We start from the raw sequence: 26,224 nt of genomic DNA on the forward strand, positions 1-26,224 counted from the left end.
TGCTGAACACATAAAACCTTTTTTTTAATTATTAAATGATTGTAGCGAAGTATCGCTAATGAGCTGCAATGCCTTTTTCAAACATTTTTTTGAGACACCAAGCCTGGGAATGACACGCAGTATGGGAGACGCTACCGTGGGCTGTCTTATTGCACCGACGAGGAAGCCTTTATCCATCAGTGTTTTTTGCAGCCGAAGTGCTTCTTTGTTGTTCTTCACGGGGATGGGAATGATCAGGCTTTCGCTTTTTATCCCCAATACCTCTTCTACGATCCTGAGCCTTGCATCGATCTTCACCCGGTATCTGGCCGCCTTTTTGCTTACCGTTTTGATGTTGATCAGCGCCAATGCCGTATCAAGGACCGATGGAGCCGTGGAGTAGATGACCGGCTTGGCCCTGTTCTCCAGAAAAGAGATGATCTCCCTGCCTGCAAGTATATAGGCACCGTAACTGCCGTATGCTTTACCCAGTGTCCCCATCTTGATATGGTTCGGTGATATCTCTATCCCGTAATGTTCAAATACACCCAATAGGTTTTTACCCAGTACTCCCGAACTGTGTGCTTCATCGATGATAAGCAGTGCACTGTTCTCCCCGGCTATATCAAATACCTCCCTGCTACATACCTCACCGCTCATGGAGTAGACACCCTCAACGGCAATGATCTGACGTTTGGCAGGATAGTGTGACATTTTCTCTCTAAGGTCCCCCGCATCGTTATGCCTGAAAAAAACGACCCGATCCTTTAGCAGTCCGGTCGCCATCATCCCAGAAGCATGATACTCTTCATCCATAAAAAGCATATCGTGCTTGCGCACCAGTGCTTCCACCAGTGACATATTCGCCAGAAAACCGGAGCCCACGACCAGTCCCGATTCAAACCCGTTCAATGTACTGAGTGTCTCTTCGAAATACCGATGTACAGGATGGTATCCGTTAACAAGCATACTGGCCCTGGGGGCAAAGATATCATACTCATCCATCAGTGTACAGAGCTTTTTCAGCTGGCCTTTGTCCTCCGCCAGTCCGAGATAGTCATTCGAAGCTAGATCGGTCAGATCTTCATTGAAAAGTTTTCGCTCTCTGAAACGCCCTGCTTTTTTCAGGGCTTTGAGTTCGTTCTCATACATCTATTGCTTCACCCACTCTATCCAGGGAAGCAGTGCCTCCACTTGCAGTCCCATAGCGGTACTTTCATATCCATCCACTGATTTGATGTATTTTTTGCAAAACCCTTCGACCATGCATCCGCCTGCCTTCCCCTGCCAGAGTTCACTTTCAAGATAAGCCTCGAGGTCATCTACATCAAACTTTGCAAAATGGTAATGGGTTGCAGAGGTATTGGTAAAAAGAAATGCTTTGGTTTTAAAATGCACAGAGGAGATGATGGAAATACATGAACCGCTCTGCAAAGAGAGGATACGTCTGGCATCCTCCCTGTTTTTAGGCTTTCTGAGTATCTCCCCCTCCGCCGTAGCAATTACGCTGTCTGCAGTCAGTAACGGGATATCCGATCCATAGCGTTTTTCAGCAGCCTGCAGTTTGCCTTTGCTTGCCAGATAGACAAAATCTTTTGCAACATCGGTCACGATCTGATCTTCATTGAAATCAACAGATTTTTGCTCAAATTCAATACCGAACTTCTCTAACAGATACGCTCTTGACTCAGAAGCCGAACATAAACAAATCATAGATACCTCCGTAGGGTGCTGTCTCCTGACAACACCGATAATTTAATATATATCAAAGGTGCTGTGAGGGCCCAAAGGAAGTGCCCGTGGTGCACAGCACTCTACAAGCCTCTCAGCGTAATACCCAGCCAGATTGCAGCGATACCAAGCACGATATTGATCGGGAGTAAAAGTTTCGGGATGATGGCTACCGTCTCTTTGGCTGCAGGAAGTTCACCCGCATCAAAAAGTTTCTGTGCCTTTCTGCGTTTGACATACATCCATGTAAAGTTCAGTGTCATGACCACCCATATCACCTCTTTGACATGAACGATCTGATAGGTCGCATAGGCTGTTTCACTGAGAATATTTCCGGAAGCACTGACTGCTGCCGCACGGAAACCAAGACCGACCGCCATAATGACAGCCGTCAGAATGATGAGCAAAATAAAAGGCTTAACGATATTGAAGAATCTTCCGGTGATCGCCAGCGTTCTTCCCAGTCTTACTTTCGGGTCTTCTATGAGCTGCAGGTTCGGATGGACTGCCAGTCGTATGGCGATCATTCCCCCTACCCAGACAAAGGCCGAAAATACATGCAAAAACACGATCTCATGCGCATAAGTGCCGAAAAGATCAACCATTCCGGACTTCATATTAATTTCCGCCCTCAAGTATCTCGCTCAGGTAGACTTTCGCTTCTTCAAGTGCCGTCGTGATCTTGGAAGCATCTTTTCCTCCGGCCTGTGCGAAGTCCGGACGGCCGCCACCGCCACCACCGACGATAGGCGCGATCGCTTTGATCCAGTCACCTGCTTTGATCGGAGTATTCTTCGAACCGGCCGCCAAGAGTACCTTGTCACCCTTTTTCTGGAAAAGCATGACGGCAACATTATCATATTTGTTCTTGACATCATCGATCATCGATTTGATGTCGCCGTTTTCTACCTCTTCGACGATGACATTGACACCATTGACATCAACTGTGCTCAACTCTTTTTGAGATGCGCTCATGGCTGAGGCTACTTCACTTTTAAGTGTTTTTATCTGCTCTTTGAGTTTGGCGATCCCTGCAATCGGGTTTTGGTTCTTGACCTCTTCCTTGATCTGCGAGAGTTCCTCTCTGATCGCTTTAACCTTTTCAACGGCTGCCCTGCCGCAGATAGCCTCTATACGTCTCACCCCTGCACTCACACCGCTCTCTTTAGTGATCATAAAGAGGCCTATCTGTGCCGTATTATCCACATGGGTACCCCCGCAGAGTTCGATGGAAGCGTCACCCATACTGACAACACGTACTTCATTGCCGTACTTTTCTCCAAACAGTGCCATGGCACCTGCTTTCTTCGCCTCATCCACACTCATAATCTCCGTCTTTCTCGGAATGGCACGGCTGATCTTATCATTCACCCATGCTTCCACCTTTTCTATCTCTTCGGCTGTCATCGCTTTAGGATGGGAGAAGTCAAAACGAAGTCTTTTGTCATCATTGAGTGAACCCGCCTGGGCAATGTGGTCCCCGAGGATCGCACGCAAACCTGCATGCAGCAGGTGTGTCGCAGAATGGTGCTTTTCGATCTCTGCACGGCTTGGATCGACCACAGCTTTCACCTCATCACCCACAGAGAGTTTTCCCTCCACTTCGGAAAGGTTCAGGTCAAGGAATTTTTTCGTATCTTTCACTGTTACCTGCTCACTGCTACCTGCTACCTCGATCGTTCCGCGATCGCCCACCTGTCCTCCGGACTCGGCATAGAACGGTGTCTTTTCAAGCAGTACCCAGCCTTTGCCATTTATGGCATCTGTCTTTTTGAAATTCTCATCGAGCAGTGCCAGTACTTTTGTTGTTACTTCCTGTGTTTCATAACCGACAAATTCATTTGTGTTGAACGCTTCTTTAAGCAGCTTGAAGTCACCTGTCGTCGCTGCATCACCCGTACCTTTCCAGTTCGCTTTGGACTGGGCTTTCTGTGCTTCCATCTTTTTGTTGAAAGCATCGATGTCCAGTCTGATATTCTTCTCTCTAAGCATATCTTCGGTCAGATCCAGAGGGAAACCGAAAGTATCATAAAGTTTGAACGCCACTTCCCCGTTAAAGACATCCTGCGTATTTTTAAGCTCTTCGTTAAAGAGTTTGATCCCCGCTTCAATGGTCTCGAAGAAACGCTCCTCTTCCATCTTCATCGATGTTTTGATCGCTTCGGCTCTACTGACAAGATAGTCGTACTGTTTTCCCATAAGGTCTACCAGCGTATCGACGAGTTTGTACATGAACGGTTCACGCAGTCCCAGAAGATATCCGTGACGGATGGCTCTACGCATGATGCGTCTAAGTACATACCCTCGTCCCTCTTTGTCGAAGTTAACACCCTGTGCCAAAAGGAAAGAGACAGAACGGAGATGATCGGCAATGACCCTGTAGGAAGCGGAATTCGGTGCATCAAAATCGTACGGCTTTCCTACCAGTTCGCCTATCTTCTCCAGGAAAGGCATGAAGAGTGAGGAGTGGTAGTTGTTGAATACGCCCTCTTTGATGGCAACGACCCTTTCAAGCCCCATACCTGTATCGATACTTGGTTTCGGCAGCGGATTGAGCGTACCCTTTTCGTCTCTTTCGTACTGCATGAAAACAAGGTTCCAGATCTCAAGGAAACGGTCACCCTCTCCGCCCATAATATCCTCTTCAGAATGAAAGTGCTCTTCCCCCTGGTCATAGAATATCTCCGAACATGGACCGCACGGACCGGTATCACCCATCTGCCAGAAGTTGTCTTTGTCACCAAAACGCATGATGCGATCTTCGGAGATGTATTTCTTCCAGATATCGTACGCTTCATCGTCACTGTCATGTACGGTCACCCAGATCTTCTCCACAGGCAGGTCCAGATATTTTTCATCGGTCACGAACTCCCAGGCATAGGCTATGGCTTCTTCTTTGAAATAATCTGCAAAAGAGAAATTACCCAGCATTTCAAAAAGCGTATGGTGGCGCGCTGTGTAGCCTACATTGTCGAGGTCGTTGTGTTTTCCTCCCGCTCTCAGGCAGGTCTGCGAAGAGGTAGCTCTCGGCGGGTTCGGAATAGGCGCTTCGCCTGTAAAGATGTTCTTGAACTGTACCATCCCGGCATTGGTGAACATCAGCGTCGGATCATCCGGTACCAGAGGTGAACTCGGTATAAGTTTATGGCCTTTGCTCTGAAAATAGTCTAAAAATGATTTTCTAATATCCATGAAGAAATATCCTGCGTTATAAATTGGGATATTTTAGCCAATTTGTGGTTATTGGGAGGTTATATATCTGTTTTGGATAGGTCTGTTTGAATGCAGGGTGGCGCATTTATGCCCACCTTCCTCTTTTTAGTTCATGTTTGCCTAAAGATAGAATTTGCAGAAAGCATCTGCGGGATATTCAAAATATCCGAAGATATCTGTTGTTCCCTCTGTCGCTTCAGAACCATTGTTGCAACTGTAGGGTATGTCATCTTTCCCCTCTCCAAGATCATCTGCGATATAGAGAGGTTCTTCATCCACCGCTACCGTGCCGTTGAAACCATAAAGGTCGAACTCACAGCGTTCTCCGGGAACAAAAGTAAATGCACCCCTTCTTGTCGTGACATCCTCTGCAGAGATCGCACCATCAGGTGCATAGCAGGTATAGGGAACATATGCTGCACCCGAGCCTGTGAGATCATCCATTAAAAACAATGTAACAAGTTCAGGACCAGGATCCACTAGAACCACATCTGTATCGCATCCGCTCAACACAAACACGGCAGCACCAGTAAGTATCAAGCCTGTTATTCTCTTTTTCATACATAATTCCTCATATATCTTTTTAATACCATACCGGCAAATTGTGTCATTTTTGTGAGGAGTGTCTTATTTGCTACTGATTCCACTTTCTGATCTTGTTGTGGCAGGAGACACACTGATTCAGCACCTTGGTATAGTTCGTCAACGCAGAGTGCTTCTTGCCTTCATCCATATTTATATTGAGTTTGTTTGCATATCTTGTAATATTTTTTGCCTGGTCTCTGGCAAATGATGTACTATAATCCATATCTGTTTTTGGTGCAATCTCGATATTTTTGGATGCTGCTTTAAGGCTTTCCACACCATCATGTACCAGCTTCTTGTTGTTATATAAAATACCTCTCTGTACTTCCGAGAGAGCATCTGCCATCGTACGCATATCTTTGATCCTGTCGTCCTGACTGTAAGCATACAAACCTGACACCAATATGCCTAACACCATAAATATTACAAATGTTTTTTTCATGGTCTTTCCCTTTTATTCAATTTATTTAAATCATTATATCAGATTTTTTCATAGTTTTTTAAAAGATTTGCGATCTGTTTGCTTCCATCTTTTTCTACTATCTCCATTAATCCTCTACTTTTAGCCTCAAGATCTTCGTTCAGCAATGCTAATACCTTTTGTGTATCGATCTCCTCTTCTCTCATGATCCATGCCAGATCCTTTTCTACCAGGAACTGTGCATTGTAGTACTGGTGGTCACTGGCCGCATAGGGATATGGTATGAAAAGTGTTGGCATAGCAGTTGCCGAAAGCTCCCAAAGTGTCGAAGCCCCGGCTCTTGCAATAGCAAAATCCGCTTCTTTCATGTACTCTGCCAATTTTGTGGTAAATCCGAAGACATCCACTTCAATCCCAAGATCATCATAGGCTTTTTGCACTTCGTCAATATTCTTCTCTCCAGCCTGATGGATAATCCTGATACCTTTCCTCCTGAGTTTCGGTGCGATCTCAAGGGCCAGTTTGTTAATAGCTTTGGCTCCCTGTGAACCACCGAGAAAGATGATAGTCTCAACCTTTTTTCTTACACGTGCGTTCTCAAAAAAAATCTCTTTGATCGGGTAGGCTTTAATCGGACTCTCTTCAAGATAGGAGCTGATAAACGCTGCCGCATAGGGTCTGAGAAGTTTGTTTAAAGAACCCAGCGCGGCATTCTGCTCATGTATGATCAGAGGCACACCGGCTGATTTGGCGGCAAAAGCTGTAGCACCAGAAGAGAATCCGCCTACGGAGAAGACCACTTTGGCATCATATTTTTTTAGGAGTTTACGGGCTTTCATTATTGCCTGCAGCATCATCCAAAGTGACTTGAGTTTGGCCAAACCTCTTTGATTGACCACACCGCGTGTCTCCAGGAAGTAGGTCTCTGTAAAATCTCCATCACTTTCAAACCACTGTCTGTCCTGCCCCATTGTGGAGCCGATATAGATGAGTTCTTCACCTTTCAACTGCTCTTTTACTGCTTTGATGATGGCAAGATGTCCGCCTGTACCGCCTCCTGTCATGATAATGCTCATTTTTTCTCCTTTAAGCCTTTCGGCATTGTGTGTGACTGTATGCGATATTTCTCCATCTGGTGGGCTATTGCCCACCCTACACGCTCCTCGCTACCCCTTACAGCATTTTCCCGTTACGGTCCCGGGGGACTTTTTTGGAAACCATCAGCACCATACCTATGGCTACACAGGCGGCTATGATGTGTGATCCGCCGTAACTCAGGAACGGTACGGCGATCCCCTTGATCGGCGTAATACCGGCGATACCGTAAGCGTTGAGTATAAAAGCAAAAGATATCAGCAGACCCACACCGATACTGAAAAGGTAGTACATCGGGTTCTTTACTTTCGATGCGATTTTGAAGATGCGGAACACGATGAAAAGGACGGTCAGTGTCACCAGGACAAGCCCCGCATACCCCAGCTCTTCAGTGATTCCCGCCAGGATAAAGTCCGTATGCACCTCCGAAAGATAGCCCAGCTTGAACTGTCCGTTCCCCAGGCCCTTCCCAAAGAGGCTGCCGTTGTGTATAGCGTTGAGCGAGTTGGATATCTGATAGGGCTCCTTGGCTGTTGTCGTTACCCGCAACGTCTCAAGCCGTTCAAAAGGCAGGACAGAAAGGATGCTGTCCTGTACCGTACTCCACCAACTCTTTATTCTTGCCATGCGGTGCGGTGCAAAGAAGATCAAGCCGATGAATGCGACAAAAATACCCGAGAGCACCGTCAGAAAAAATTTCCATGAACTGCCGACAAAGAGGAACATCACCATCAGGGTTCCTCCAAGAACCACGACCTGCCCCAAGTCTTTCTGAAAAACAGCAATGAGCACAACCGCGGCCATGAATACAATGATATAGGGCATGAAGGACCTAACTTCATCTATAAAACCCGTATGGCCGCGCTGCCCAAATTTACGTGAAAAGCTCCAGGCCAGAAAAAAGACAAATCCAACTTTGAAGAATTCTACCGGTGCCAGGGAAATGGGTCCCAAGTGTATCCACCGTTTGGCACCCCCGACCGCCTTCACCAAAGATGAGGGCATGAACTGCATAGCGACCATCAGTATAAAAAATATCAAAAAGAGGCTCAACCCCACCGGTACGAACCATTTTTCCGGGTCCAATCTGCTCAAGATGACCATGGAGGTAAAGGCGATGAAGATCGAAATACTCTGCCTGAGAAAAAAATGAAAATTATCATAATGAAAGTGCAGTACCGTATAGGTAGAGAGCGAATAACTCATAACCATTGAAAGTGTCAGGAGTGCTATGACTGCTGCCAAAAGAGGTTTGTCTATCATGCTGTCTTCTTTAAATCCATATTAATTAGTATTTTAACGCATTTAATAGATAACTTTGTTAAAATTGCATATTAAACAGGGAAATTCATGAACAAAAATATAAAAAATATGGTACTGCACCAAAGAAAGAACAAGATCAGCTTTCTTTTTATCCTGCTGGTCGCTACCATGGCTATTTTTCTCTTTTCCGTACTCAAAACCATTCTCTCCCCAAGAGATATTCCCAGTCAATATACCATCGTCCATGACCGTTCTCTGCGCGGCGATATCATCTCTGCGGACAACTATACCCTCAGCCGATCCCAGAAGACTTACCAGGCAGTTATTCATGGTGCAAGTATCGACCCTGCAAAACGCAAGGCATTCGTCAGGCTTTTCAGTATCTACAGTGGGATCCCCGAAGAGGATGTACTCAAAAAGTTCAAAGACAAAAACGGCAAAGATTTCCGTGGAAATATCGTACTTGCAAAAGATATCAACTTCAAATCCGCCATGCAGCTCAAAGAGTTGGCCTACAAACTAAGAAAACTGGGAGCATTCAAGACCACCAAGACCAGCAGCGGTATCGAAGTACTCTACGGACTCGATATTGTAGAAAACGGAGAGACAAGGGAATTCCCTCTCAAAGATGTGCTTAGCCCAGTCCTTGGTTATGTCAGGAACAGAAATGAAGAGCGCTACAGTAGACCACACGGTATCAAAGGATTGGAGCGCAAGTATGAAAAACACATCACTTCCAAGAAGAACGGCTACTTCAAGGGAGAAAGAGATGTTGTTGCTTCGGTCATCCACAATAAGAACAGCATAGAGATGCCCCGCGTCGACGGGATGGACCTCCACCTCAATGTGCCTCTTGCTTTCCAGAGAAGGATCGAACTGATGATCGACCGGATGAAAGCCAGTATCGATGCGGACGAGATTCTTGCCGGGGTCATGGAGAGCAGTACAGGGAAAGTACTTGCTCTTGCCAGTACAGAACGCTATGACCCGCGTCATATTCACAACAAAGATATTTCTGCACTCGACCCAAAATTTTCCGAATACGCCTATGAAGCCGGTTCTGTCATCAAACCCCTTACGCTCGCCATTGCCCTGAACCACAAAGTAGTCACGCCCGATACCTGGTTCAATACCTATAACGGGAAACTGAAGATCGGCAAACGCCGTACTATCTCCGATGATGAAAAATTCGATGCTCTCACCGCCACCGATATCATCGTGCACTCCTCCAATGTCGGGATCTCCCAAATATCATGGAGACTGACGGGACAGCAATTCAGAGACGGGCTCATTAAATTCGGCCTCTCAAAACCTTCGGGCCTGGATCTTTCACGTGATGTTCCCGGGAGGATCAAGTCTCTTCATCTTCTGAATAACAACATGCATAGAGCCAACTCCTCCTACGGTTACGGTATGCTTGTCACCTTTGCCCAGCTCTTCAAAGCCTATTCTGCCTTCAACAATAACGGTGTCGCAGTTACGCCCCGCCTGGTGGATTATCTTTCAGATGACAAGGGGAACCGCTACACCCTGGAGCCAAAAGAGGGTGACCTCAAAGCAGTAGAAAAGAAGGCAGCCGGACAAATACATGACATTCTGCTTGAAGTCGTCAAACGCGGGACGGGAGTCAAAGCGCAATACCCTGGGCTGGAGATCGGAGGCAAGACCGGTACGGCACATATCGCCAAAGGCGGGCGTTACGTTAGAGAGTACCACAGCTCTTTCTACGGTTTTGCCAATGACAAAGAGGGACATAAATATACCATTGGGGTTTTGGTGATACGTGCCAAAAAATACCATAAATATTTCGCTTCACAATCTGCGGTCCCGACATTCAGACGCATCGTTGACATCCTTGTAGAGCTTGACTACCTCAAACCTGAGGGCGGCAAGATAGATACACTCTCTCCCATCAAACTGGACAAACCCAAAGAGGACAACGGCACCATGCCAGAGCGTACGAATGTTAAAAATCCTTCGATCAATGAACTCTTCGAAATGAAGTCCAAGCCCAAACCAAAGCCGAAAAGGAAAAAGAGACCAGCGGCAAAACCAAAACCCAAACCGAAACCACCGGTCAGAAAACCACTCACAAAAGAGAAGATAGAAGAGCTTTCTGCAGAAGACCTCTTTTAGAATTAAATCCAGATATTGTCGATGAGTCTGGTTTTCCCCACCCAAGCGGCTACCAGAATAATGGTGTTGCCTATCTCCACCTTTTCAAGCGATCTGAGCTGACGGTCCACAATAGCCACGTATTCCACACGGTCCGTTTCAGAAAGTACCTGCAACATCTCTTTTTTAATGATATTCACATTCACTTCACCCTGCATCACCATCTTTGTGGCACGTTTGAGAGAATGAGAGAGAGACAAAGCTCGCTGTTTCTCCTTTTTATTCAGGTAGACATTGCGGCTGCTCAATGCCAGGCCGTTCTCATCCCTTACGATCTCACAGGGGACAATCTGTATATCCATAAAATAGTTTCTGACCATCTGTGAAATGAGCACAAGCTGCTGTGCATCTTTTTTTCCGAAGTAGGCTCGGGTAGCACCACTAAGATTGAGCAGTTTCATGACCACCTGAAGCATCCCGTCAAAATGCCCCGGCCGCTTCTCCCCTTCCAGAATGTACCCACGTACCGCCGGTGCACCTATGCAGAGTTCATCCCTCTCGTACATCTGTCCGATCGTCGGCATAAAGACAATATCCACCCCTGCCACTTCACAGATCTTCCTGTCAGCTTCTTCCTTTCTGGGATAGGCATCGAGGTCTTCCCCTTCAAGGAACTGTGTCGGATTGACAAAGATCGAAACAATGAGATAATCATTCTCTCTTTTCGCCTGTTGAATGAGAGAGAGATGGCCCTGGTGAAGCGCACCCATCGTCGGCACGAATCCGATGCTTCCGTTTAGTCTCTTTCTGGCCTCCTGTAACTCTTCTATGGTACGTGCAATGATCATCTCTAACCCTCTATTTTGTTATATTTTGGTAAAATCATATCAAAATATTACTGTGGGGTATTGTCTCCTGACAACACTAAAAACCATTTTTACATTGGAACCCTAACATTCATTGGTGCTGTGAGGGCACAGCACCCTACAAAATAAAGGAACTTTTTCACGTGGATGCATATGAATACGGCGAACTTTTGAAAACCCTCTCCAAAAAAATGGAGAATATTAGCAATATAGTCAAGCCTGACGAGCTGAAAAAACGTCTCGGTGAAATAGAAGAGATGCAGCAGGACCCCAACTTCTGGAATGATGCTGCAAATGCAGGAAAGATCTCCCAGGAGAAAACAAGAACTGAGCGTATTCTGGAAACCTATCATAATGCCAATGATGCGGTCTATGATGCCATTGAGTATTTCGAGATGGCCAAAGCCGAGAAGGATGAAGAGACACTTGAGATGCTCTATGAAGATGCTGAATCTCTCAAAGAGCGCACCAATGCCCTTGAGGTACAGATGATGCTTAGCGGTGAGCATGACAGCAACAATGCCATTGTCTCCATCCACCCCGGTGCAGGCGGTACCGAGAGTCAGGACTGGGCGAGCATGCTCTACCGTATGTATTTACGCTGGGCGGAGCGTCACGGCTTCAAGGTCGAAGTGCTTGACTACCAGCCGGGAGAAGAAGCGGGCATTAAAGATGTCTCCTTTATTATCAAGGGAGAGAATGCCTACGGATACCTCAAAGTGGAGAACGGCATTCACAGACTGGTACGTATCAGCCCCTTTGACTCCAACGCCAAGCGCCACACTTCTTTCACTTCTGTCATGGTCTCTCCCGAGATCGACGACGACATCGATATAGAAATAGAGGATAAAGACCTTCGCATAGACACCTACCGTGCCTCAGGTGCAGGAGGACAGCATGTCAACAAAACCGAATCAGCCATCCGTATCACCCATGAGCCTACAGGCATCGTGGTACAGTGCCAGAACGACCGAAGCCAGCACAAAAACAAGTCAGCGGCAATGAAAATGCTCAAATCGCGCCTCTACGAATACGAAATGGCAAAAAAACAGGCGGAGATAGACGGAGTGGAAAAATCGGACATCGGCTGGGGACACCAGATACGCTCCTACGTCATGCAGCCTTATCAGCAGGTCAAAGATACCAGAAGCGGACAGGCATTCACCAATGTTGATTCTATTCTGGACGGAGATATAGACAAACTTTTGGAAGGCGTACTGATCTCACAGGCAAAATAGATTTTGTACTCTCCCTTTCCGGTGCGCAGTTGCGCACCCTACAGTTCTTCTTTGTCTTTCTTCTTTTCAATATATTTGGAGAGTGTTTTCGTTACCACTATGGCTGATATGAATGCCAAAACGATCATTGAAACGGTATAGATCACATTTGTAATATCCACTTTCATACACGTTTCTCCAGTTTTCTCTCTTCAAGTTTATAGACAGCGTCACAGCGTTCCGCCATACTCTCGTCATGGGTGACCAGTACCAATGCTGCATCATGCTCTTTGATATATGCTGTAAGTACATCCATGACCAACTCGGCAGTCTCTTTGTCCAGATTTCCCGTAGGCTCATCCGCAAAGATGATACGTGGTTTTTTATTTAAAACCCTGGCAATGGAAACCCGCTGCTGTTCTCCTCCTGAAAGTTCGGAAGTCTTATGCGCCATCAGATGGTCTATCTCCAGCTTTTTCAGTATTTTCCTGTCTATACTTTCGCCTGAAAGCATCGTCGCTACAGAGATGTTCTCCATGGCACTCATCCCCTTGAAAAGATAATGGAACTGAAAAATGATCCCTATATCATAGCGTCTGAACGCTTCTATATCTCTCTCTTTCAAGGTGTAGAGTTCATGTTCAAAAAGGGTGACACTCCCTGTATTGGGTTTTAAAAAAGTCGAGAAAATATGCAGAAGTGTCGACTTTCCGCTGCCGCTGCGCCCGACAATCGCCGCACTCTGTTTTGCTGCGATACTGAAATGAATGTCTGAAAAAAGCGGATAGTCAAAACTGTGGGAAATACCGGTAGCTTCCAATAATGGTCGGGACATTACATACCTTTGGATAATTTTGGGTATTTTAACATAAAAAGAGGAAATGGATGATTGGTTAGTAGAAAGATAGAATTATGACAAATATCTATTTTTGGAAAATATGATAGTCTTCTGATTTATTGTAGATTTGAGGGTTGTTGTTTGGGAACATACAATAAGTATGTGACCAAACAAACTCCTTCAAAGATGCGATGAAGCAGAAGAACTATTATGCCATTTGCTTGGCTACTTCTGCGGCGAAGTCTTCTTCCTCAACTTCGATACCCTCACCTACTTCAAGTCTTACAAAGTGTACGATCTCAGCTGAACCACCGGCTGCTTTCGCTTTTTCCTGTACGTATTCAAATACCGTCTTGCTGTCATCCATAACGAATTTTTGATCAAGAAGACACTGTTCCTGATCAAGTGTTGTGTTGTCAGAGATAAATCTTGCCAGTTTTCCAGGAAGGATCTTGTCCCAGATCTTTTCAGGTTTGCCTTCTGCAGCAAGTTCTGCTTTAAGAGCCTCTTCTGCAGCAGCCATTACTTCATCCGTCAACTGGCTCATAGAGATGTACTGAGGAACATTCTTTTCAGTTTTCCCCAAACGTCTAAGCTCTTCATTCTCTGTTTCGATCGCTACGATTCTACCTTTGGTCTCGTCTTCAACGAACTTAGGGTCAAAATCTTTGTAAGAGAGTGTAGATGGTGCCATCGCAGCCGCATGCATTGCTACTTCTTTAAGAACCGGCGTCATTGCTTCCGCTGTTTTCGCTGAATCACATTTCGCTTCGATAATAACACCATTCTGTGCATTTGAGTGAACATAACCGTTTACCGCAGTCGTTTCATCTCCAACGATCAGTGCTGCTCTTCTTACAACAAGTTTTTCACCGATAATGGCGATCTGCTGAGAAAGGAAGTCAGCGAACGGCTCACCATTGATAGTAGAGTTGTTGATCGCTTCCGCGTCAGCAAGATTGTTCTCGAATGCGTGATTTACTACCGTGTCCATCAGTGCTTTGAACTTGTCGTTCTGTGCAACGAAGTCAGTCTGAGAGTTGATCTCGACGATCACAGCTTTATGACCTTCAACTTTAATGCCGATAGCACCTTCAGCTGCTACTTTTCCGGCTTTTTTAGCTGCAGCACCCATTCCCTGGTCTCTGAGCCATTCAACCGCTTTGTCCATATCGCCGTCAGCTTCGGTCAATGCCTTTTTACAGTCCATCATCCCTGCATCGGTCATCTCTCTGAGTTTTTTGATATCTTTTGGTCCAAAGTTTGCCATATTACGCCTCCGCCAATTCTTTTGCAGATGCTACCGCATCTCTGAAGTTTCCTTTGAAACTGTACTTCTCTTCCATTACTGCGATCTGCTCATCAGTCATATTCGCTACATCGCTGAATGTGTAGAAACCTTCGTCATTGAGTTTGCCTGCATAGACTTTACCGACACCTGCAATCTTTGTAAGGTCATCACCTTTCTTTTCAGCTGCTGCCGCTTTTGGTGCTGTTTTTTCTTCAACAAGCTTTTCAACTTCAGCTTCAGTTGCAGGTGCTGCAGTTTCCTCTGCCGCTGCTTCAGCCATAACCGCTTCCATCTCACCGGCAGGTACTTCTTCAGCTTCTCCACCGTTCGCTTCAGCATAGGCTGCTTTACCTTCAATGATAGCATCTGCCATTTCTTTACAGAAAAGGTTGATAGATCTGATAGCATCGTCGTTCCCCGGGATCGGATAGTCGATCACATCAGGATCACAGTTCGTATCGAGCGGTGCGATCACTTTCATACCAAGTCTTCTTGCTTCTTTTACTGCGATATTCTCTTTAACCGCATCGATAACGAACATGAGATCAGGAAGTTTTTTCATATATCTGAAACCTTCGAGGTAAGAGTTCAGCTTCTCTTTCTTTCTCAAAAGCATCAATTTCTCTTTTTTGGTTAACAGGTCGATCTGCCCATTCTCTTCCATTTGCTCGATGATCTCGAGTTTTCTGATAGATTTTTTCATTGTCGGATAGTTTGTCAGCATACCACCGAGCCATCTTGTTGCAACATAAGGCATACCCGCTCTCTCGGCATGCTCTTTTACTGCCTGTCTGGCCTGCTTTTTTGTACCTACGAAAAGTACAGTCTGCCCTTCAGCAGCCGCATCTCTAACAACATTGTATGTATATTTGAAATATCTGAGTGTTTTTTGAAGGTCAATAATGTAAATGTTCTTTCTTGCACCGAAAATGAATTTCTTCATTTTTGGATTCCATCTTCTTGTCTGGTGTCCGAAGTGTACTCCACACTCCAATAGGTCTTTCATTGTTACCATAAGTTTCTCCTTGGTATATCGTTAATAGAATATTTACACTGTAAATACTCAGTTAAAAGCATCGCTTCATCACTAGGTTTAATCCGCTGTAGTCCTCAATGTTCATTCCAAATAGTATTGGAATCACACAACCGTGCAAGGAATAACTACATGTGTTTTACTTACCCTCATAGAGAATAAGGAACGCGATTATACCCAAAAAAGTTTTAAGATTGTTTGAAAAGCGGGAGAATGGCTGTAGGGTGCGTACTCACGCACCACAAGATAAAGGGCAAGTCAATGTCAAAAGGTCAAATACATCAAGGCACAATACATTGCACCCTACGTGGTCTGAAGCTCCTCAAGCTTGGCTTTTACCGCATCCACATGTCCCTTGACCCTCACCTTCTCCCATTTGGCAGCTACTTTACCATCCGGGTCTATGATAAAAGTTGAACGTACTACACCCATGTATTCACGTCCATAGTTCTTTTTAAGCTGCCAGACACCGAATATTTGACAGAGTTCTTTTTCTTCATCAGCCAGAAGCGTGATACCCAGATCTTTTTTTTCTATGAAATTCCTGTGTTTTTTCGGGGAGTCAGGACTGACACCCAGCACGATGGCGTTCAAACCTTCAAAATCAGGCAGAGCCGCAGTGAAATCACATGCTTCGGTCGTACAGCCCGGTGTATTGTCTTTTGGGTAAAAGTAAAGTACGATCCATCTTCCCTTGATATCACGAAAACAGATCTCCTCTTCGTCCTGGTTCGGCAGGCAAAAATCCGGTACTTTATCTCCAACATTCAGCATATTGTATCCTTTATACATTTTTTTGGTAGTATAGCAAAATGAATGAAAAAAATATACCAGACAAAGAAAAACTGCTTCAGGAGATAGAAGAACTGATCGCTTACGGCAAAGAGGACCCGACCATCAACCCCGATCTTCTCGCCTATCTCTCCACCGAGGACCTCATCTCCATCAAAAAGAAGCTTCTGGAACGCGTGGGAACACTCTCAGAAGAAGACAAAGCCTGGCTGGAGCAGTTCAAGAAGTACGAGTAAGTGCATCATCCCATAAGGCATGCATCATTATTTTGATACTTTCAATATAATTCTCATCCTCTTCAGGTTTCGGAAAACCACTGTGCTCTAACAGTTTCTCATAGAGTTTTGCTTCAGGCAGGACCTCCAGCCGAATCGGCACTTTCAGGTAAAGTTTTGCGAGGAACCACAACGCAACAAAATTGCTGCTGTGAGGATTCATATAGACCCCGCAGAATCTTTCAAAATCCGATACACCGCTCGTCTCAAATTCTTCAATGATCACTTCCAATAGGCTGGAGAGATGCTGCAGTGGTACAGCATGGAAAATGAGTCTTGCTGCAGCTTTTCCGCTACTGTACTCTCCTCCAAGAAAGACCCTCGCCGCTTTTTGGGTATCTCCAAATACATTGGTACGCAACCCGACAAGACCGATGTCCGCATGATGGTGTCTGCCGCATCCTTTGAGGCAGCCGCTGAAACCGACCTGTATGTTATGCTGTTCTATCTTCTTCAGAGGCAGATAGGTTGTCTCCGCTTTGACATCCCACAGTGAGAGCCCACAATAGGCACTCCCTGCACAGGCAACGATATGGGAGGAACCCGTATCTGTTTCAAAGGGCACACTTTTCTCTTTCAGTCCAAGAAGATAGATGTTCTGGTCCACACCCAGGCGTATCTGCAAAGATTCCTTTCTTGCATAGTTCAATAATATTTCCAGCTCTTTCAGGCCGATCTTGCCAAAATGTGTTTGGTAACAATAACCAAACGTGCCGTCCTTGAGTTCAACAAACGAAGTAAAAGTGCATTTTTCATGCTGCAGGGCACCTGCCTTTTCCATAGCATACGGGTAGAACTCCGCTATTTTCTCTACAAAAGCTGTCATACCGATCTCCGAGAGCAGGTGGAACAGTCTGGTCTTAGCCCGGCTTCCGCGAAGTCCGTAAGCATTGTAAACTTTAGAGAGCGCTTCAAACATGGGCGGTACATTGTGTGGCAATACGAAAATGTCTGCCTTCCGCGCCACTTCGGAATTCTTACCCCCCAGATAAAGGTTAAATCCCCACTCTCCCTTCTTTTTGGCAAGTGCGAAGTAGAGGTCGTTCCCGAAGAAATGGAGATGACTTTTTTGTGTTCCGCTAATAGCGACATTGAACTTTCTGGGCAGCATCCCCATCCATGCTTCTTTGTTTAAAAAAAGCGTCTGCATCTGCATAATAAGAGAATAGACCTCTACTCTGTTCTCTTTTGTCACACCATCATACGGATCAGTCACGATATTCCGGAAATTATCCGTAAGAGTCTGAAGAGTAGTGATATCGGCATTTTGAAGCTTTTGCCAGACTTCCAGTACATTGTAGGCATTCAGGCCATGCAGCTCAATCTGCGCACGCGCTGTTACAAGCAATTCAAGATGGTATTCCCTGGCGATCCCAAAAAGAAAAGAAAGCATATCTGCCTCTGCACGTCCGCCTGCTATACGGATACGCAGCATAAATTTTTCGGGCATCAGCTTGATATTGTAGATACCCCAGTTCTTCAGGTAAAAACGGTCCTCTTCAGAAAGATCTTCAAGGTCAAGGTAGAAGATCTTCTCTCTGAAATCATAAGGGTGGTATTCTGATTTGAGGCGTTCGATCTTATTGGGCTTCATTGCTTCCCGGCCGCTTCTTTCTTAGATCAATGGATCTGTCATACTCGATATTATACTTGTCAAGTATTTTTTTCTGTTTGGTTTCTGCCTCTTTTCTATCAATGACCACACGCACACCGTCCTTGTCTTCAAGGACGACATATTGCCCTTCAGCATTGTTGAACTTCTCGAAAAAGGTCTTGAAGCTGTCGAAAGTTTCACCGTTTATCTTCTCTATGGGCCACATGGCAAAACCATTATTGCCCCGGCTGATATCCGATGCCAGCACTTTGAGCAGTACGACCACCTCTTTTTTCTCTTTTGTGGGCCATTGTGTAGCAAAATAGCTCAGTGCCAACCTGTTCCGGTTGGTAGAGAGTAGCAAGTTCCTTGTCAAAGGAGAAAAGACATATCCGCCATAGATGTAATAGGTCGGCATCCTGTCGTAACGGGTCGTTTTCACCAGAAGAATATCGTCTGCCGTATTGGTCAGATTGGCATCCACCTTCATTTTTTCTCCATTGCGCAGCACTTCCAGCTCGACACTCTGATGCATCTGGTAGCGGTCCACATAATAGTTGAAATCCGTGAATTCATGCGGCCGAAAAGCAATCGTTCCGTCATTTTCTATCTTGTGCCCGTCTATTGCCGTGAGGATATCCCCTTTTTTCAGAATCCCTTTGAGTGACGAGTTGTAAACAATCTCCGCCACAAGCTTCCCCGTCTCGTTCTCGTCCATATGGTAATAGTGCCTGATCGCCGGATTTTCCATTTTCTGTGTTGTCAGACCAAGGTCAGCAAATCCGTCACATTTCCCATCCTCGATATCTTTGAGGAAATGTTTCACCATCATCACCGGTACAAGGTACCCGATATTCTGGGATCTTTTGATCACCTGCATGACCACGCCGACGATCTTTCCGTTTGAGAGAGCGGGGCCTCCGCTGTTGCCGGGATTGACTGCGGCATCCACCTGGATGGCAAGGAATTTCTCGCCGCTGTGTGAATAGCGGTGATGCTCTATGCGCGATACAACACCAATCGTAGCCGACAGCGTGCTTCCGCCCATCGGATAGCCGTAGACGACCACTTTCTGCTCGATCTGTGGCAAACCGTCAAACTGAAGCGGAGTCACGCCGTTGAAGAATGTCTCATCTTCCACTTCCAGCAGTGCAAGGTCAGCCTGGTGAGAAACAAATTTCACCTTGGCAATGTAACGTTTTCTCTCCCCGTAGCGCTCGACTTCGATAAAAGTATGGTTAGCCACCACGTGGGCATTTGTCAATATACGCTTTCCTTCGATGATAGCCCCGGAACCTGTTGCACTCGCCATGGAGGAGTTCCACGGTTCCTGGTAGTTGGGCGCTTTGAAAGTCGTGTATATTTTAACAATCGCCTGCTTGGCGATCTCCTCTTCTGTCGTTCCGGCCGTTAAAAAAAGTGTACCCAATAATAGTGTGATCAATAGTTTCAATGTTTATCCTTCTCTGTCGGATCACCGATCTTTTCAATATATGCTTCGGCATCAATCGCTTCAATACCTCTGTGCATCGCCTCTTTTGCCATGAGGCCTGCCGCCCCGGCACTGATCAGAACTTTGTGTTCATCATAAAGCTTTGCGGAACATACCCCGCAGCTTGGACTTCTGTCTTTCCCGATAAAAAGATCGATATCACTATATTTTTCGAAAAAATCTTTGGCATAGGCTTCGACCGGCGCAGAGAGATCTTCACCTGTTTCATTGGAGATCGCCCTGACCCCCTCTTGCATCTCTATCAGATCCATCGTAGGGCGCGGTGTTCCGAAAGCATCGTCCTCCGGACAGAAAGGAATCAGTTCACATCCTTCCAGTTTTTCCAAGAGCAGATCATCTCTGTTGTCCGTACCGTCATAACGGCAGGCCTCCCCCAGAAGGCAGGCGGAAATAGCAATTTTCTTCATAAGAATTCCCCTTTTACATCAAAACACGAACAGGAGCAGATAGAGCCATATCCCAGTCAGTGCCGTTAGGCCGATACCGATAAAGGAACGGATACCCGCTTTTTTATGTGATGTTGAATCCGGCCCGGGAAGCAGACCACCTCTTGCATAACTTTTTCTGGCATGTACAAGCGTACCTGCCCACACGCCCAGCGTAATAACAGAAATAACAATATGCAAAACAAGAACGAACAAAAGATAATTATGGGAAACATGTGTCCCCTTCACAAACGCTTCATACCCTCCACCCAAACGTACACCATACTCAAAATAGCCCACTACAATGACAGAAATGATAAAGATTGTGATCTGAACTGTACTGTGCAAGGTATATTTCTGATGACGCGCAAAAGAGATCGCTATGCCTACCAGCAGTGGCAGGAAAGCGACTATCAACGTAACAAAATCCATAAAAAAAGGTGCTCTGGTTCCCAGAAAACCGGGCTGAAACATATATTCCATATTTTTCCTTTAACAGATCACGATAGATTTGATCTCTGTGAACTCTTCAAGCGCCCATTTCGGGCCTTCCCGTCCCACACCTGAAAGTTTGGCACCCCCGTAAGGCTGCACGTCGAAACGCAGTGTCGGGATATCATTGATCACCACACCGCCGCACTCGGCATCGTCTATAAAGTTCTGTGTCATTTTCAGATCATTGGTGAAGATGGAAAATTGCAACCCGTAGGGAGAATCGTTCATCTTCTTCACGGCTGTATCATAATTTGAAACTGAGACCAGTGAAACGATAGGCGCGAAGACCTCTTCACAGATGATCTTCATCTCATCGGTCACATCCGCCATGACGGTTGGGGGGAAGAGTCCTTCCACGGTCTCCTCTCCACCTACGATCACTCTGGCACCTTCAGCCTTGGCTGACGCTATCCAGTTCTTTGCTCTCTCTTTGGACTCACTGTCGATAAGCGGCCCCATGAAGGTATCGTCCTCATAGGGTGACCCTACTTTGAGTTTGGCCGTCTCCATGGCAATGAGTGTTGCGAACTCTCCATAGACTTCCGCATTGACATAAATCCTCTGCAGCGAGATACAGACCTGTCCGGAGTTGTAGAAAGCACCGAAAGCACAGCGTGCAGCCGCAAGTTCAAGGTCGGCACTTTCATCGATGTAGGTGGCGGCATTCCCGCCCAGTTCAAGGCTCACCTTTTTAATGCCCGCCTGAGACATAATGATATTGCCTACCGGAACAGAACCGGTGAAACTGATGACCCTCGGAATGTCACTTTTGACCAGAGTGGAACCTACCTCTGCATCACCATAGACTACCGAAAGTGCATCTTTAACGGCATACTCGGAAGAGATAAAAAGCTTGGCCAGCATATAGGCTGTCATGGGTGCCTCTGGTGTGGGCTTGAGTACTACGGCATTCCCTGCACCCAGTGCAGGTGCGATCTTATGCGCTACAAGGTTCAACGGGAAATTGAAAGGCGTGATACAGGCAATTACTCCTGCAGGTTCACGTCTGTAGTACGCCATAGTCTTCCTGCCGCTGGGCATGATGTCCGTCGGAATGGTCTCTCCCGCAAGGTTGGCAAGTTCAAGAACGGTCAGTTTGATCGTCTCGATACATCTATCCACTTCAATACGCGAGAATGCGATGGGTTTTGCCACCTCTTTTGTCAGCATAAGAGCAAAAACTTCTTTCTCTTCTTCAAGTCTTTTTGCCACATCTTCCAGCCAGAGTATACGCTGGGAAAGAGGTGTTTTTGCCGCCTCTTTGGCCGCCTCTTTGGCGATCTTCAGTGCATGTACCGTATCGTCGGAATCACAAGCCTGCGCTATGCTGACAACAATACCGTCATAAGGGCTGCAGCGTTCTGTCTTCTCTTCTTTGGTTGCTTCAGTGGAACCAAAAAGAATCTTCGCTTCTACATCTTCTTCATCAAACATATTCGTACCTCTTGTAGGGAATTGTAATGATTATAGCAAAAAAAAATGTAGGGTCGATTTATCGGTTATGATTTAAGTAGAAACATATGGGGAAAGTTTCGGTCAGTAAACTGACCCTTTTGCAAGATTATTTCTTTTTTGTCGTATGACTGCAGGAGGTACTGTCGCAATAGCTTTTTTTAAGAACGAATTTATACACGAGATCTTTGATCATCAAAATAAGACAATAGACCCAAAGCACATCGATAATAATATTGTCTTTATAGTCCAGGCCGTAACGCAGCAGCGGCCATCCAAAGAGGATAAGATACTTCATGTAGTAGAAGAAAAGTATCCCTACACCGTATACTTCTTTAAGAACTTGAATCATTGTCTTCCTAAAATGCAACTAGTTGCATGAGCCAACTGCTGAAGTTATCGTAGTGTATACCTTCAGGTGTGACACAGCGTCAGCGTAGTCTTTTGGACTTTATTCAAAAGACGTCCTATGATGAGAAATTGGGAGTTCCGTCAGGCATATGCTCCATATTCTCACGCTTCGCTTCCTGTTCGGCTTCATAGGCATTCATCTGCATACGTACTTCATTGATCTGCTCGGGGGTCACGCCGTCATCACTTGACCAGATCACTTCGATCTCATCGCCATATTCTTTGCCCATCTCTTCGACCTTCTCTGCATACTCATAGACATCCAGACAGAATACCGGTTCGGCATCCTCTTTCATCGTATCTGTCAGTTCGATATACCAACGGCCCAGAGGAGAGGTTTTGATCACCGATTCAATTACGCCTGCCATAATTAAAATCCTAACTTTTTATGTCTGAGGTCACCGTGGTATACCACATCCTTAACATCGATGTCTTCCTCGTTAAGTACGTCGGGTACCGGGTTCTCTTCTTCAAGTCTTTTGACTTCCGCATCGAGTTCATCTTCCTGATACGTCATCATCATATCTGCCGCGATCACATTGGGAAGCCGCTGTATCTTGACGAGTTTTTCGATCTCCTCTTCCACACCTTTTCCTTCGACAGTTACAATGATCTTTCCTTTTTCCTTGTCATGCAGATGATAATCTACATAATCGGCTTCTTTAAAGAACGCCACCAGCTCATCGATATTTTTCGGCAAAGCCTGCACTACAATACTTGATACATTCATCGTTTCTCCTTTATTTTTTTAAATCCCACACCATTACAGTGCTGTCATCACTGGATGAATAGAGTCTGTTCTCATCTTTGAAAATAATAACATTTAGTGTACTCTTTTGCCCCTTAAGCAAGGCTATTTTAGCCTTGTCAGAAGTACGATAGATGGAAATATTGTTCTGTTCGTCCATTGTAAACGCTACTTTCTCTGCAGAGGGGCTCAGTGCTGTCGCATAAATGAGAAAATCACCCTGAATGTACGTTCCTGTACCGGTCGTTACATCGTAGAAAGCCCCTCTTCTGTCCTGTCCTGCTGCCGAGACGGTCTTCTGCTTATAGTCGACCTTGTAGACATTGTCCACATTTTGTCCCTGCAACTGTCTGATCACTTTCCCGCTTTTCACATCCACAACATTCAGTACACCGCTCTCACAGGCGAAAACCGCCTGGCTTTTGTCTTCATTGAGTGCAAAATCGGAAAATTTTGATTCACTCAACTGAACCCGGTAGCGCTCTTTTCCGCTGTTGATATCAAGCAGTGCCACCTCGTTACTGAGATAACCAAGCAAAATATGCGAATCATCCACAAATCGTGCTTTGATGATTGCCTCCTTATCATCAGCGGACAAGAGTTGTTTCAATGTTTTATCATAGAGGTAAAGATTGGAGTAGCCGCCTTTTCCGCTGTCACTCAGCAGAAGATATTTCTCTCCTGTCACATCCGTACTCATGACCCTGGTCGGCATAATGTCACCCATAAAATCTTTCACATCCGGAATAGAGACCTCTTTGATCTTTTTACTATTGGCCGTATCATACACTTCAATATGCCCCATATCGGTTGCAATGACCAAATGGCCGTTTGAGAGGACCATATCTTTTGCTGTCCCGTTGACCTCTATTGTCTCAACGGGTGAGAATACCGGTGTTGCCCAGGCAGCCATGCTCAAGAGGCAAAGCAGCAGGAGTCTTCTCATACCATCTCCTCGATGTGCTCCAGTACCAATGTAACAATCTCTTCCTCACTCAAGGCCGATTTTACACCATAGAGATCTTCTTCAGAAATAACAAAATTTTCAAAAGCACTGTGATCGCCAAGTGTGTCTGCCAATGCTGACATCTTCTCTTCTCCCAGAATTTTCTGAACAGGTTCTGCAATATAAATTACAAAGTTGTACTCTTCAAAATCAAACTCATACTCTTCGGAATCATAATCTTCGTAGTTCTCGTCCACATTGAGCAGGTGGCGTAACTCTACTTCTTTGTCTTCAAGTTTATCAAAAAGTTTCGGATATTTCACTTCCAAATTCATCATTCATTTCTCCAGTCAATCAATAGTTAGATCATTCATGACATAGTAGCAGGATTTACCTCAAATCTATTGAGCCAAATCAATTTCAACTATACCTCTGTCTGATCTACTTCCTGTTTCAACTCAAACACCTCATAAGAGATTGCCTGTGTCGGGCACCTCGACATGCAAAAACCGCATGCCGTACACTTTTCATCATCGATGACTGGATTGAACATTCCGTTGAACAAAATGGCATCATCGATACAAGGTTCTTTACAGGCATGGCAGATAACGCCCTGATGTGCCACACAAGCTTCAAGCGATATTTTGAACACAGCGTTGAGCCAGTCGGCTGTACCTTCATTCTCCAGCGAAAGCACACCTGTTTCACAGACTTCGGCACAGGCATCGCAAAAAGTGCAGCCGTTCTCTTTGAATGTGAGTGTCGGCGTACCATCATCCGCTATAAAAATGATCTTCTCATCACAGGAAGCGACACAACTTTTGCTTTCGCAAGAGGGGCACTCACTCTGAAAAAGAGATTCGTCTTTACCGTAAGGCGGTCTCACCAAAAGAGGAGACTCCTCTTTGGTTTGACGCAGTGGTTTGGTGAAGGATCTAAAAAAATCTCTTCGATTCGCCACTATTTGACACCATCATCCATCATATTGACAAGATTTGACTTGGTTTTAAACTCATCTGTCAATCCATCCGGTTTAAATGTATTGGCTACAGCTGTTTTCACGTTTGCCTGCGGTGCATGACACTGAGAACAGTTGAATCTACCCTGATAGAGGTGATTGAGTTTTTTAACTTTGGCAAGCTTGATATCGCCTACGTTACCCATGTCACCCTTTTGGATACCGACTTTTTTACCTTCTTTGACCAATTCACCGTTTTTATAGACTGTTGTCGGTCTGTAGTTGGTAAAGTGAGATGGCGGAATAGGTGTAGCACCTACGCCTTTTGCCACATCAGGCATATGACATCCAAGACATTGGTTGTTGTCTTTGGTGATCGGCAGCAATCCTTCCACTGAGTGAGGGATCATTGGTGGTGCATTGACATACGCTCTTTCAAACTTTGGAGCAGTTCCAGGAGCAGGTCTGTCATCTTTTCCTTTTACCGGTGCAACCTTTTCATCGAAAAGTGATGTTTTTCTCAGACCCAATACTGTCTCATCAACTACTTTTTTGTTTCCGAGATCTTCTTTGTCAATTCTCTTGGGATCACATACATCTTTGTTGATATCGATCACCTTAGCCTCTGCCACAGCTGCAGCTGCTGCATGTTCCGTCGCTTTGTCTGTTGGCACACCTGCACCACCCTTGATGGAAGCAGCGATCGCTTTCATGTCAGCATCCGAGAGTGAAGCGACCTGGCCTTTCATAAGACCTTTCATCGCTCCGCCGTAGGTACCGTTCTTATAGCCCTTGAGCGCGACAAGAATATCTGCTTCACTCATATCTTTTACGATCTTGGACTTACCCATTGCTTTTTTCTCAAAATGCTGTCCGTGACATCCTGCACATGCTGCCGTACTTGCACCATACAGTGCTGAAGCAGCAAGCAGTGAACCCAATGCCATTACCTTGATTACTTTTGTCAT

Annotated in this window: 28 protein-coding genes and 1 pseudogene; 3 read left to right on the plus strand and 26 right to left on the minus strand. The window is 45.6% G+C overall.

Going from position 1 to position 26,224, the window contains the following annotated elements:
* Nucleotides 1-24 precede the first annotated feature (24 nt).
* The 8 genes from YH65_RS09415 to YH65_RS09450 all read right to left on the minus strand — a co-directional run bounded on the left by YH65_RS09415 (nucleotide 25) and on the right by YH65_RS09450 (nucleotide 8,287).
* Nucleotides 25-1,131, minus strand: coding sequence for an aminotransferase class I/II-fold pyridoxal phosphate-dependent enzyme (locus YH65_RS09415; RefSeq protein WP_046551641.1), 1,107 nt, complete (start codon nucleotides 1,129-1,131; stop codon nucleotides 25-27).
* Nucleotides 1,132-1,692, minus strand: coding sequence for a septum formation inhibitor Maf (gene maf, locus YH65_RS09420; RefSeq protein WP_046551642.1), 561 nt, complete (start codon nucleotides 1,690-1,692; stop codon nucleotides 1,132-1,134). It lies immediately after the preceding gene.
* 101 nt (nucleotides 1,693-1,793) lie between these two features.
* Nucleotides 1,794-2,327, minus strand: a complete 534-nt coding sequence (locus YH65_RS09425) for a hypothetical protein (protein ID WP_052746175.1) — start codon at nucleotides 2,325-2,327, stop codon at nucleotides 1,794-1,796.
* A 1-nt stretch (nucleotide 2,328) separates the two neighbouring features.
* Nucleotides 2,329-4,902, minus strand: a complete 2,574-nt coding sequence (gene alaS, locus YH65_RS09430; RefSeq protein WP_046551643.1) for an alanine--tRNA ligase — start codon at nucleotides 4,900-4,902, stop codon at nucleotides 2,329-2,331.
* A 141-nt stretch (nucleotides 4,903-5,043) separates the two neighbouring features.
* On the minus strand, nucleotides 5,044-5,484 hold the full coding sequence (locus tag YH65_RS09435; protein ID WP_046551644.1) for a hypothetical protein: 441 nt from the start codon (nucleotides 5,482-5,484) through the stop codon (nucleotides 5,044-5,046).
* Between the two features lie 73 nt (nucleotides 5,485-5,557).
* On the minus strand, nucleotides 5,558-5,950 hold the full coding sequence (locus YH65_RS09440) for a hypothetical protein (protein ID WP_046551645.1): 393 nt from the start codon (nucleotides 5,948-5,950) through the stop codon (nucleotides 5,558-5,560).
* Between the two features lie 38 nt (nucleotides 5,951-5,988).
* Nucleotides 5,989-7,005 carry an undecaprenyldiphospho-muramoylpentapeptide beta-N-acetylglucosaminyltransferase gene (gene murG / locus YH65_RS09445; RefSeq protein ID WP_046551646.1) on the minus strand — a complete coding sequence of 339 codons (1,017 nt, stop codon included), beginning with the start codon at nucleotides 7,003-7,005 and terminating at the stop codon, nucleotides 5,989-5,991.
* 97 nt (nucleotides 7,006-7,102) lie between these two features.
* Nucleotides 7,103-8,287, minus strand: a complete 1,185-nt coding sequence (locus tag YH65_RS09450) for an FtsW/RodA/SpoVE family cell cycle protein (RefSeq protein ID WP_046551647.1) — start codon at nucleotides 8,285-8,287, stop codon at nucleotides 7,103-7,105.
* Nucleotides 8,288-8,374: 87 nt separating this feature from the next.
* Here YH65_RS09450 and YH65_RS09455 point away from each other — a divergent pair, with 87 nt between their 5' ends.
* Nucleotides 8,375-10,423, plus strand: a complete 2,049-nt coding sequence (locus YH65_RS09455; protein WP_052746176.1) for a peptidoglycan D,D-transpeptidase FtsI family protein — start codon at nucleotides 8,375-8,377, stop codon at nucleotides 10,421-10,423.
* A 2-nt stretch (nucleotides 10,424-10,425) separates the two neighbouring features.
* Here YH65_RS09455 and panC read toward each other — a convergent pair whose 3' ends face one another.
* The gene (gene panC / locus YH65_RS09460) at nucleotides 10,426-11,250 is read right to left on the minus strand and encodes a pantoate--beta-alanine ligase (RefSeq protein ID WP_046551648.1); all 825 of its coding nucleotides are present in this window, start codon (nucleotides 11,248-11,250) and stop codon (nucleotides 10,426-10,428) included.
* Between the two features lie 161 nt (nucleotides 11,251-11,411).
* Between panC and prfB the strand changes: the two genes are divergently transcribed.
* A complete protein-coding gene (gene prfB / locus YH65_RS09465) occupies nucleotides 11,412-12,506 on the plus strand; it encodes a peptide chain release factor 2 (protein ID WP_046551649.1) in 1,095 nt (364 codons plus the stop codon).
* A gap of 38 nt (nucleotides 12,507-12,544) precedes the next feature.
* Here the strand turns inward: prfB and YH65_RS11740 are convergent, their stop codons facing one another.
* The 5 genes and pseudogenes from YH65_RS11740 to bcp all read right to left on the minus strand — a co-directional run bounded on the left by YH65_RS11740 (nucleotide 12,545) and on the right by bcp (nucleotide 16,421).
* Nucleotides 12,545-12,673 carry a hypothetical protein gene (locus YH65_RS11740; RefSeq protein WP_281175037.1) on the minus strand — a complete coding sequence of 43 codons (129 nt, stop codon included), beginning with the start codon at nucleotides 12,671-12,673 and terminating at the stop codon, nucleotides 12,545-12,547.
* Nucleotides 12,670-13,320, minus strand: coding sequence for an ABC transporter ATP-binding protein (locus YH65_RS09470; protein ID WP_084722066.1), 651 nt, complete (start codon nucleotides 13,318-13,320; stop codon nucleotides 12,670-12,672). The genes YH65_RS11740 and YH65_RS09470 overlap by 4 nt, the downstream gene beginning before the upstream one ends.
* A gap of 211 nt (nucleotides 13,321-13,531) precedes the next feature.
* Nucleotides 13,532-14,593 (minus strand): translation elongation factor Ts, encoded by a 1,062-nt coding sequence (gene tsf, locus YH65_RS09475; protein WP_046551651.1) that lies wholly within the window; start codon nucleotides 14,591-14,593, stop codon nucleotides 13,532-13,534.
* 280 nt (nucleotides 14,594-14,873) lie between these two features.
* Nucleotides 14,874-15,629: pseudogene (gene rpsB, locus YH65_RS09480) on the minus strand (30S ribosomal protein S2); the annotation flags it as partial.
* Nucleotides 15,630-15,950: 321 nt separating this feature from the next.
* Nucleotides 15,951-16,421, minus strand: coding sequence for a thioredoxin-dependent thiol peroxidase (gene bcp / locus YH65_RS09485; protein WP_046551653.1), 471 nt, complete (start codon nucleotides 16,419-16,421; stop codon nucleotides 15,951-15,953).
* 38 nt (nucleotides 16,422-16,459) lie between these two features.
* Between bcp and YH65_RS09490 the strand changes: the two genes are divergently transcribed.
* A complete protein-coding gene (locus YH65_RS09490; protein ID WP_041672652.1) occupies nucleotides 16,460-16,675 on the plus strand; it encodes a hypothetical protein in 216 nt (71 codons plus the stop codon).
* On the opposite strand, the gene YH65_RS09495 is transcribed toward YH65_RS09490, so the two are convergent.
* From YH65_RS09495 to YH65_RS11345, 12 genes are all read right to left on the minus strand, one after another.
* Nucleotides 16,659-18,308: a nitrite/sulfite reductase gene (locus tag YH65_RS09495; protein ID WP_046551654.1), complete on the minus strand. Its 1,650-nt coding sequence runs from the start codon at nucleotides 18,306-18,308 to the stop codon at nucleotides 16,659-16,661. The two genes, YH65_RS09490 and YH65_RS09495, sit on opposite strands and share 17 nt — an antisense overlap.
* Entirely contained in the window at nucleotides 18,295-19,761 is a 1,467-nt protein-coding gene (locus tag YH65_RS09500; RefSeq protein ID WP_046551655.1) for a S1C family serine protease, read from the minus strand. The genes YH65_RS09495 and YH65_RS09500 overlap by 14 nt, the downstream gene beginning before the upstream one ends.
* The gene (locus YH65_RS09505; protein ID WP_046551656.1) at nucleotides 19,758-20,228 is read right to left on the minus strand and encodes a 2-thiouracil desulfurase family protein; all 471 of its coding nucleotides are present in this window, start codon (nucleotides 20,226-20,228) and stop codon (nucleotides 19,758-19,760) included. The genes YH65_RS09500 and YH65_RS09505 overlap by 4 nt, the downstream gene beginning before the upstream one ends.
* Nucleotides 20,229-20,246: 18 nt before the next feature.
* The gene (locus tag YH65_RS09510; protein WP_046551657.1) at nucleotides 20,247-20,729 is read right to left on the minus strand and encodes a DUF420 domain-containing protein; all 483 of its coding nucleotides are present in this window, start codon (nucleotides 20,727-20,729) and stop codon (nucleotides 20,247-20,249) included.
* Between the two features lie 9 nt (nucleotides 20,730-20,738).
* Nucleotides 20,739-22,175, minus strand: a complete 1,437-nt coding sequence (locus tag YH65_RS09515) for an aldehyde dehydrogenase family protein (protein WP_046551658.1) — start codon at nucleotides 22,173-22,175, stop codon at nucleotides 20,739-20,741.
* A gap of 127 nt (nucleotides 22,176-22,302) precedes the next feature.
* The gene (locus tag YH65_RS09520; RefSeq protein WP_046551659.1) at nucleotides 22,303-22,545 is read right to left on the minus strand and encodes a hypothetical protein; all 243 of its coding nucleotides are present in this window, start codon (nucleotides 22,543-22,545) and stop codon (nucleotides 22,303-22,305) included.
* Between the two features lie 115 nt (nucleotides 22,546-22,660).
* Nucleotides 22,661-22,972 carry a hypothetical protein gene (locus tag YH65_RS09525; protein ID WP_046551660.1) on the minus strand — a complete coding sequence of 104 codons (312 nt, stop codon included), beginning with the start codon at nucleotides 22,970-22,972 and terminating at the stop codon, nucleotides 22,661-22,663.
* A 2-nt stretch (nucleotides 22,973-22,974) separates the two neighbouring features.
* Complete coding sequence (locus YH65_RS09530) at nucleotides 22,975-23,334, minus strand: chaperone NapD (protein ID WP_046551661.1); 360 nt, start codon at nucleotides 23,332-23,334, stop codon at nucleotides 22,975-22,977.
* A gap of 10 nt (nucleotides 23,335-23,344) precedes the next feature.
* Complete coding sequence (locus tag YH65_RS09535) at nucleotides 23,345-24,298, minus strand: WD40 repeat domain-containing protein (RefSeq protein WP_046551662.1); 954 nt, start codon at nucleotides 24,296-24,298, stop codon at nucleotides 23,345-23,347.
* Nucleotides 24,295-24,636, minus strand: a complete 342-nt coding sequence (locus tag YH65_RS09540) for a hypothetical protein (RefSeq protein ID WP_046551663.1) — start codon at nucleotides 24,634-24,636, stop codon at nucleotides 24,295-24,297. The genes YH65_RS09535 and YH65_RS09540 overlap by 4 nt, the downstream gene beginning before the upstream one ends.
* An 86-nt stretch (nucleotides 24,637-24,722) precedes the next feature.
* Nucleotides 24,723-25,184 (minus strand): ferredoxin-type protein NapF, encoded by a 462-nt coding sequence (locus YH65_RS09545; protein WP_245609193.1) that lies wholly within the window; start codon nucleotides 25,182-25,184, stop codon nucleotides 24,723-24,725.
* A 74-nt stretch (nucleotides 25,185-25,258) separates the two neighbouring features.
* The gene (locus YH65_RS11345; protein WP_052746177.1) at nucleotides 25,259-26,224 is read right to left on the minus strand and encodes a nitrate reductase cytochrome c-type subunit; all 966 of its coding nucleotides are present in this window, start codon (nucleotides 26,222-26,224) and stop codon (nucleotides 25,259-25,261) included.

The sequence above is a fragment of the Sulfurovum lithotrophicum genome (assembly GCF_000987835.1).
Taxonomy (GTDB): domain Bacteria; phylum Campylobacterota; class Campylobacteria; order Campylobacterales; family Sulfurovaceae; genus Sulfurovum; species Sulfurovum lithotrophicum.

Excerpts from the sequence above, each read along its gene's own strand:
- YH65_RS09535 (WP_046551662.1), bottom strand. The coding sequence starts at position 24,298 with ATGAGAAGACTCCTGCTGCTTTGCCTCTTGAGCATGGCTGCCTGGGCA.
- YH65_RS09520 (WP_046551659.1), bottom strand. The coding sequence starts at position 22,545 with ATGATTCAAGTTCTTAAAGAAGTATACGGTGTAGGGATACTTTTCTTC.
- YH65_RS09530 (WP_046551661.1), bottom strand. The coding sequence starts at position 23,334 with ATGAATGTATCAAGTATTGTAGTGCAGGCTTTGCCGAAAAATATCGAT.
- YH65_RS09425 (WP_052746175.1), bottom strand. The coding sequence starts at position 2,327 with ATGAAGTCCGGAATGGTTGATCTTTTCGGCACTTATGCGCATGAGATC.
- YH65_RS09505 (WP_046551656.1), bottom strand. The coding sequence starts at position 20,228 with ATGAAGAAAATTGCTATTTCCGCCTGCCTTCTGGGGGAGGCCTGCCGT.
- YH65_RS09540 (WP_046551663.1), bottom strand. The coding sequence starts at position 24,636 with ATGATGAATTTGGAAGTGAAATATCCGAAACTTTTTGATAAACTTGAA.
- YH65_RS09510 (WP_046551657.1), bottom strand. The coding sequence starts at position 20,729 with ATGGAATATATGTTTCAGCCCGGTTTTCTGGGAACCAGAGCACCTTTT.
- tsf (WP_046551651.1), bottom strand. The coding sequence starts at position 14,593 with ATGGCAAACTTTGGACCAAAAGATATCAAAAAACTCAGAGAGATGACC.
- YH65_RS09440 (WP_046551645.1), bottom strand. The coding sequence starts at position 5,950 with ATGAAAAAAACATTTGTAATATTTATGGTGTTAGGCATATTGGTGTCA.
- YH65_RS11740 (WP_281175037.1), bottom strand. The coding sequence starts at position 12,673 with ATGAAAGTGGATATTACAAATGTGATCTATACCGTTTCAATGATCGTT.
- YH65_RS09450 (WP_046551647.1), bottom strand. The coding sequence starts at position 8,287 with ATGATAGACAAACCTCTTTTGGCAGCAGTCATAGCACTCCTGACACTT.
- alaS (WP_046551643.1), bottom strand. The coding sequence starts at position 4,902 with ATGGATATTAGAAAATCATTTTTAGACTATTTTCAGAGCAAAGGCCAT.
- YH65_RS09515 (WP_046551658.1), bottom strand. The coding sequence starts at position 22,175 with ATGTTTGATGAAGAAGATGTAGAAGCGAAGATTCTTTTTGGTTCCACT.
- panC (WP_046551648.1), bottom strand. The coding sequence starts at position 11,250 with ATGATCATTGCACGTACCATAGAAGAGTTACAGGAGGCCAGAAAGAGA.
- YH65_RS09470 (WP_084722066.1), bottom strand. The coding sequence starts at position 13,320 with ATGTCCCGACCATTATTGGAAGCTACCGGTATTTCCCACAGTTTTGAC.
- YH65_RS09415 (WP_046551641.1), bottom strand. The coding sequence starts at position 1,131 with ATGTATGAGAACGAACTCAAAGCCCTGAAAAAAGCAGGGCGTTTCAGA.
- murG (WP_046551646.1), bottom strand. The coding sequence starts at position 7,005 with ATGAGCATTATCATGACAGGAGGCGGTACAGGCGGACATCTTGCCATC.
- YH65_RS09490 (WP_041672652.1), top strand. The coding sequence starts at position 16,460 with ATGAATGAAAAAAATATACCAGACAAAGAAAAACTGCTTCAGGAGATA.
- YH65_RS09435 (WP_046551644.1), bottom strand. The coding sequence starts at position 5,484 with ATGAAAAAGAGAATAACAGGCTTGATACTTACTGGTGCTGCCGTGTTT.
- maf (WP_046551642.1), bottom strand. The coding sequence starts at position 1,692 with ATGATTTGTTTATGTTCGGCTTCTGAGTCAAGAGCGTATCTGTTAGAG.
- YH65_RS09455 (WP_052746176.1), top strand. The coding sequence starts at position 8,375 with ATGAACAAAAATATAAAAAATATGGTACTGCACCAAAGAAAGAACAAG.
- YH65_RS11345 (WP_052746177.1), bottom strand. The coding sequence starts at position 26,224 with ATGACAAAAGTAATCAAGGTAATGGCATTGGGTTCACTGCTTGCTGCT.
- YH65_RS09525 (WP_046551660.1), bottom strand. The coding sequence starts at position 22,972 with ATGGCAGGCGTAATTGAATCGGTGATCAAAACCTCTCCTCTGGGCCGT.
- bcp (WP_046551653.1), bottom strand. The coding sequence starts at position 16,421 with ATGCTGAATGTTGGAGATAAAGTACCGGATTTTTGCCTGCCGAACCAG.
- YH65_RS09495 (WP_046551654.1), bottom strand. The coding sequence starts at position 18,308 with ATGAAGCCCAATAAGATCGAACGCCTCAAATCAGAATACCACCCTTAT.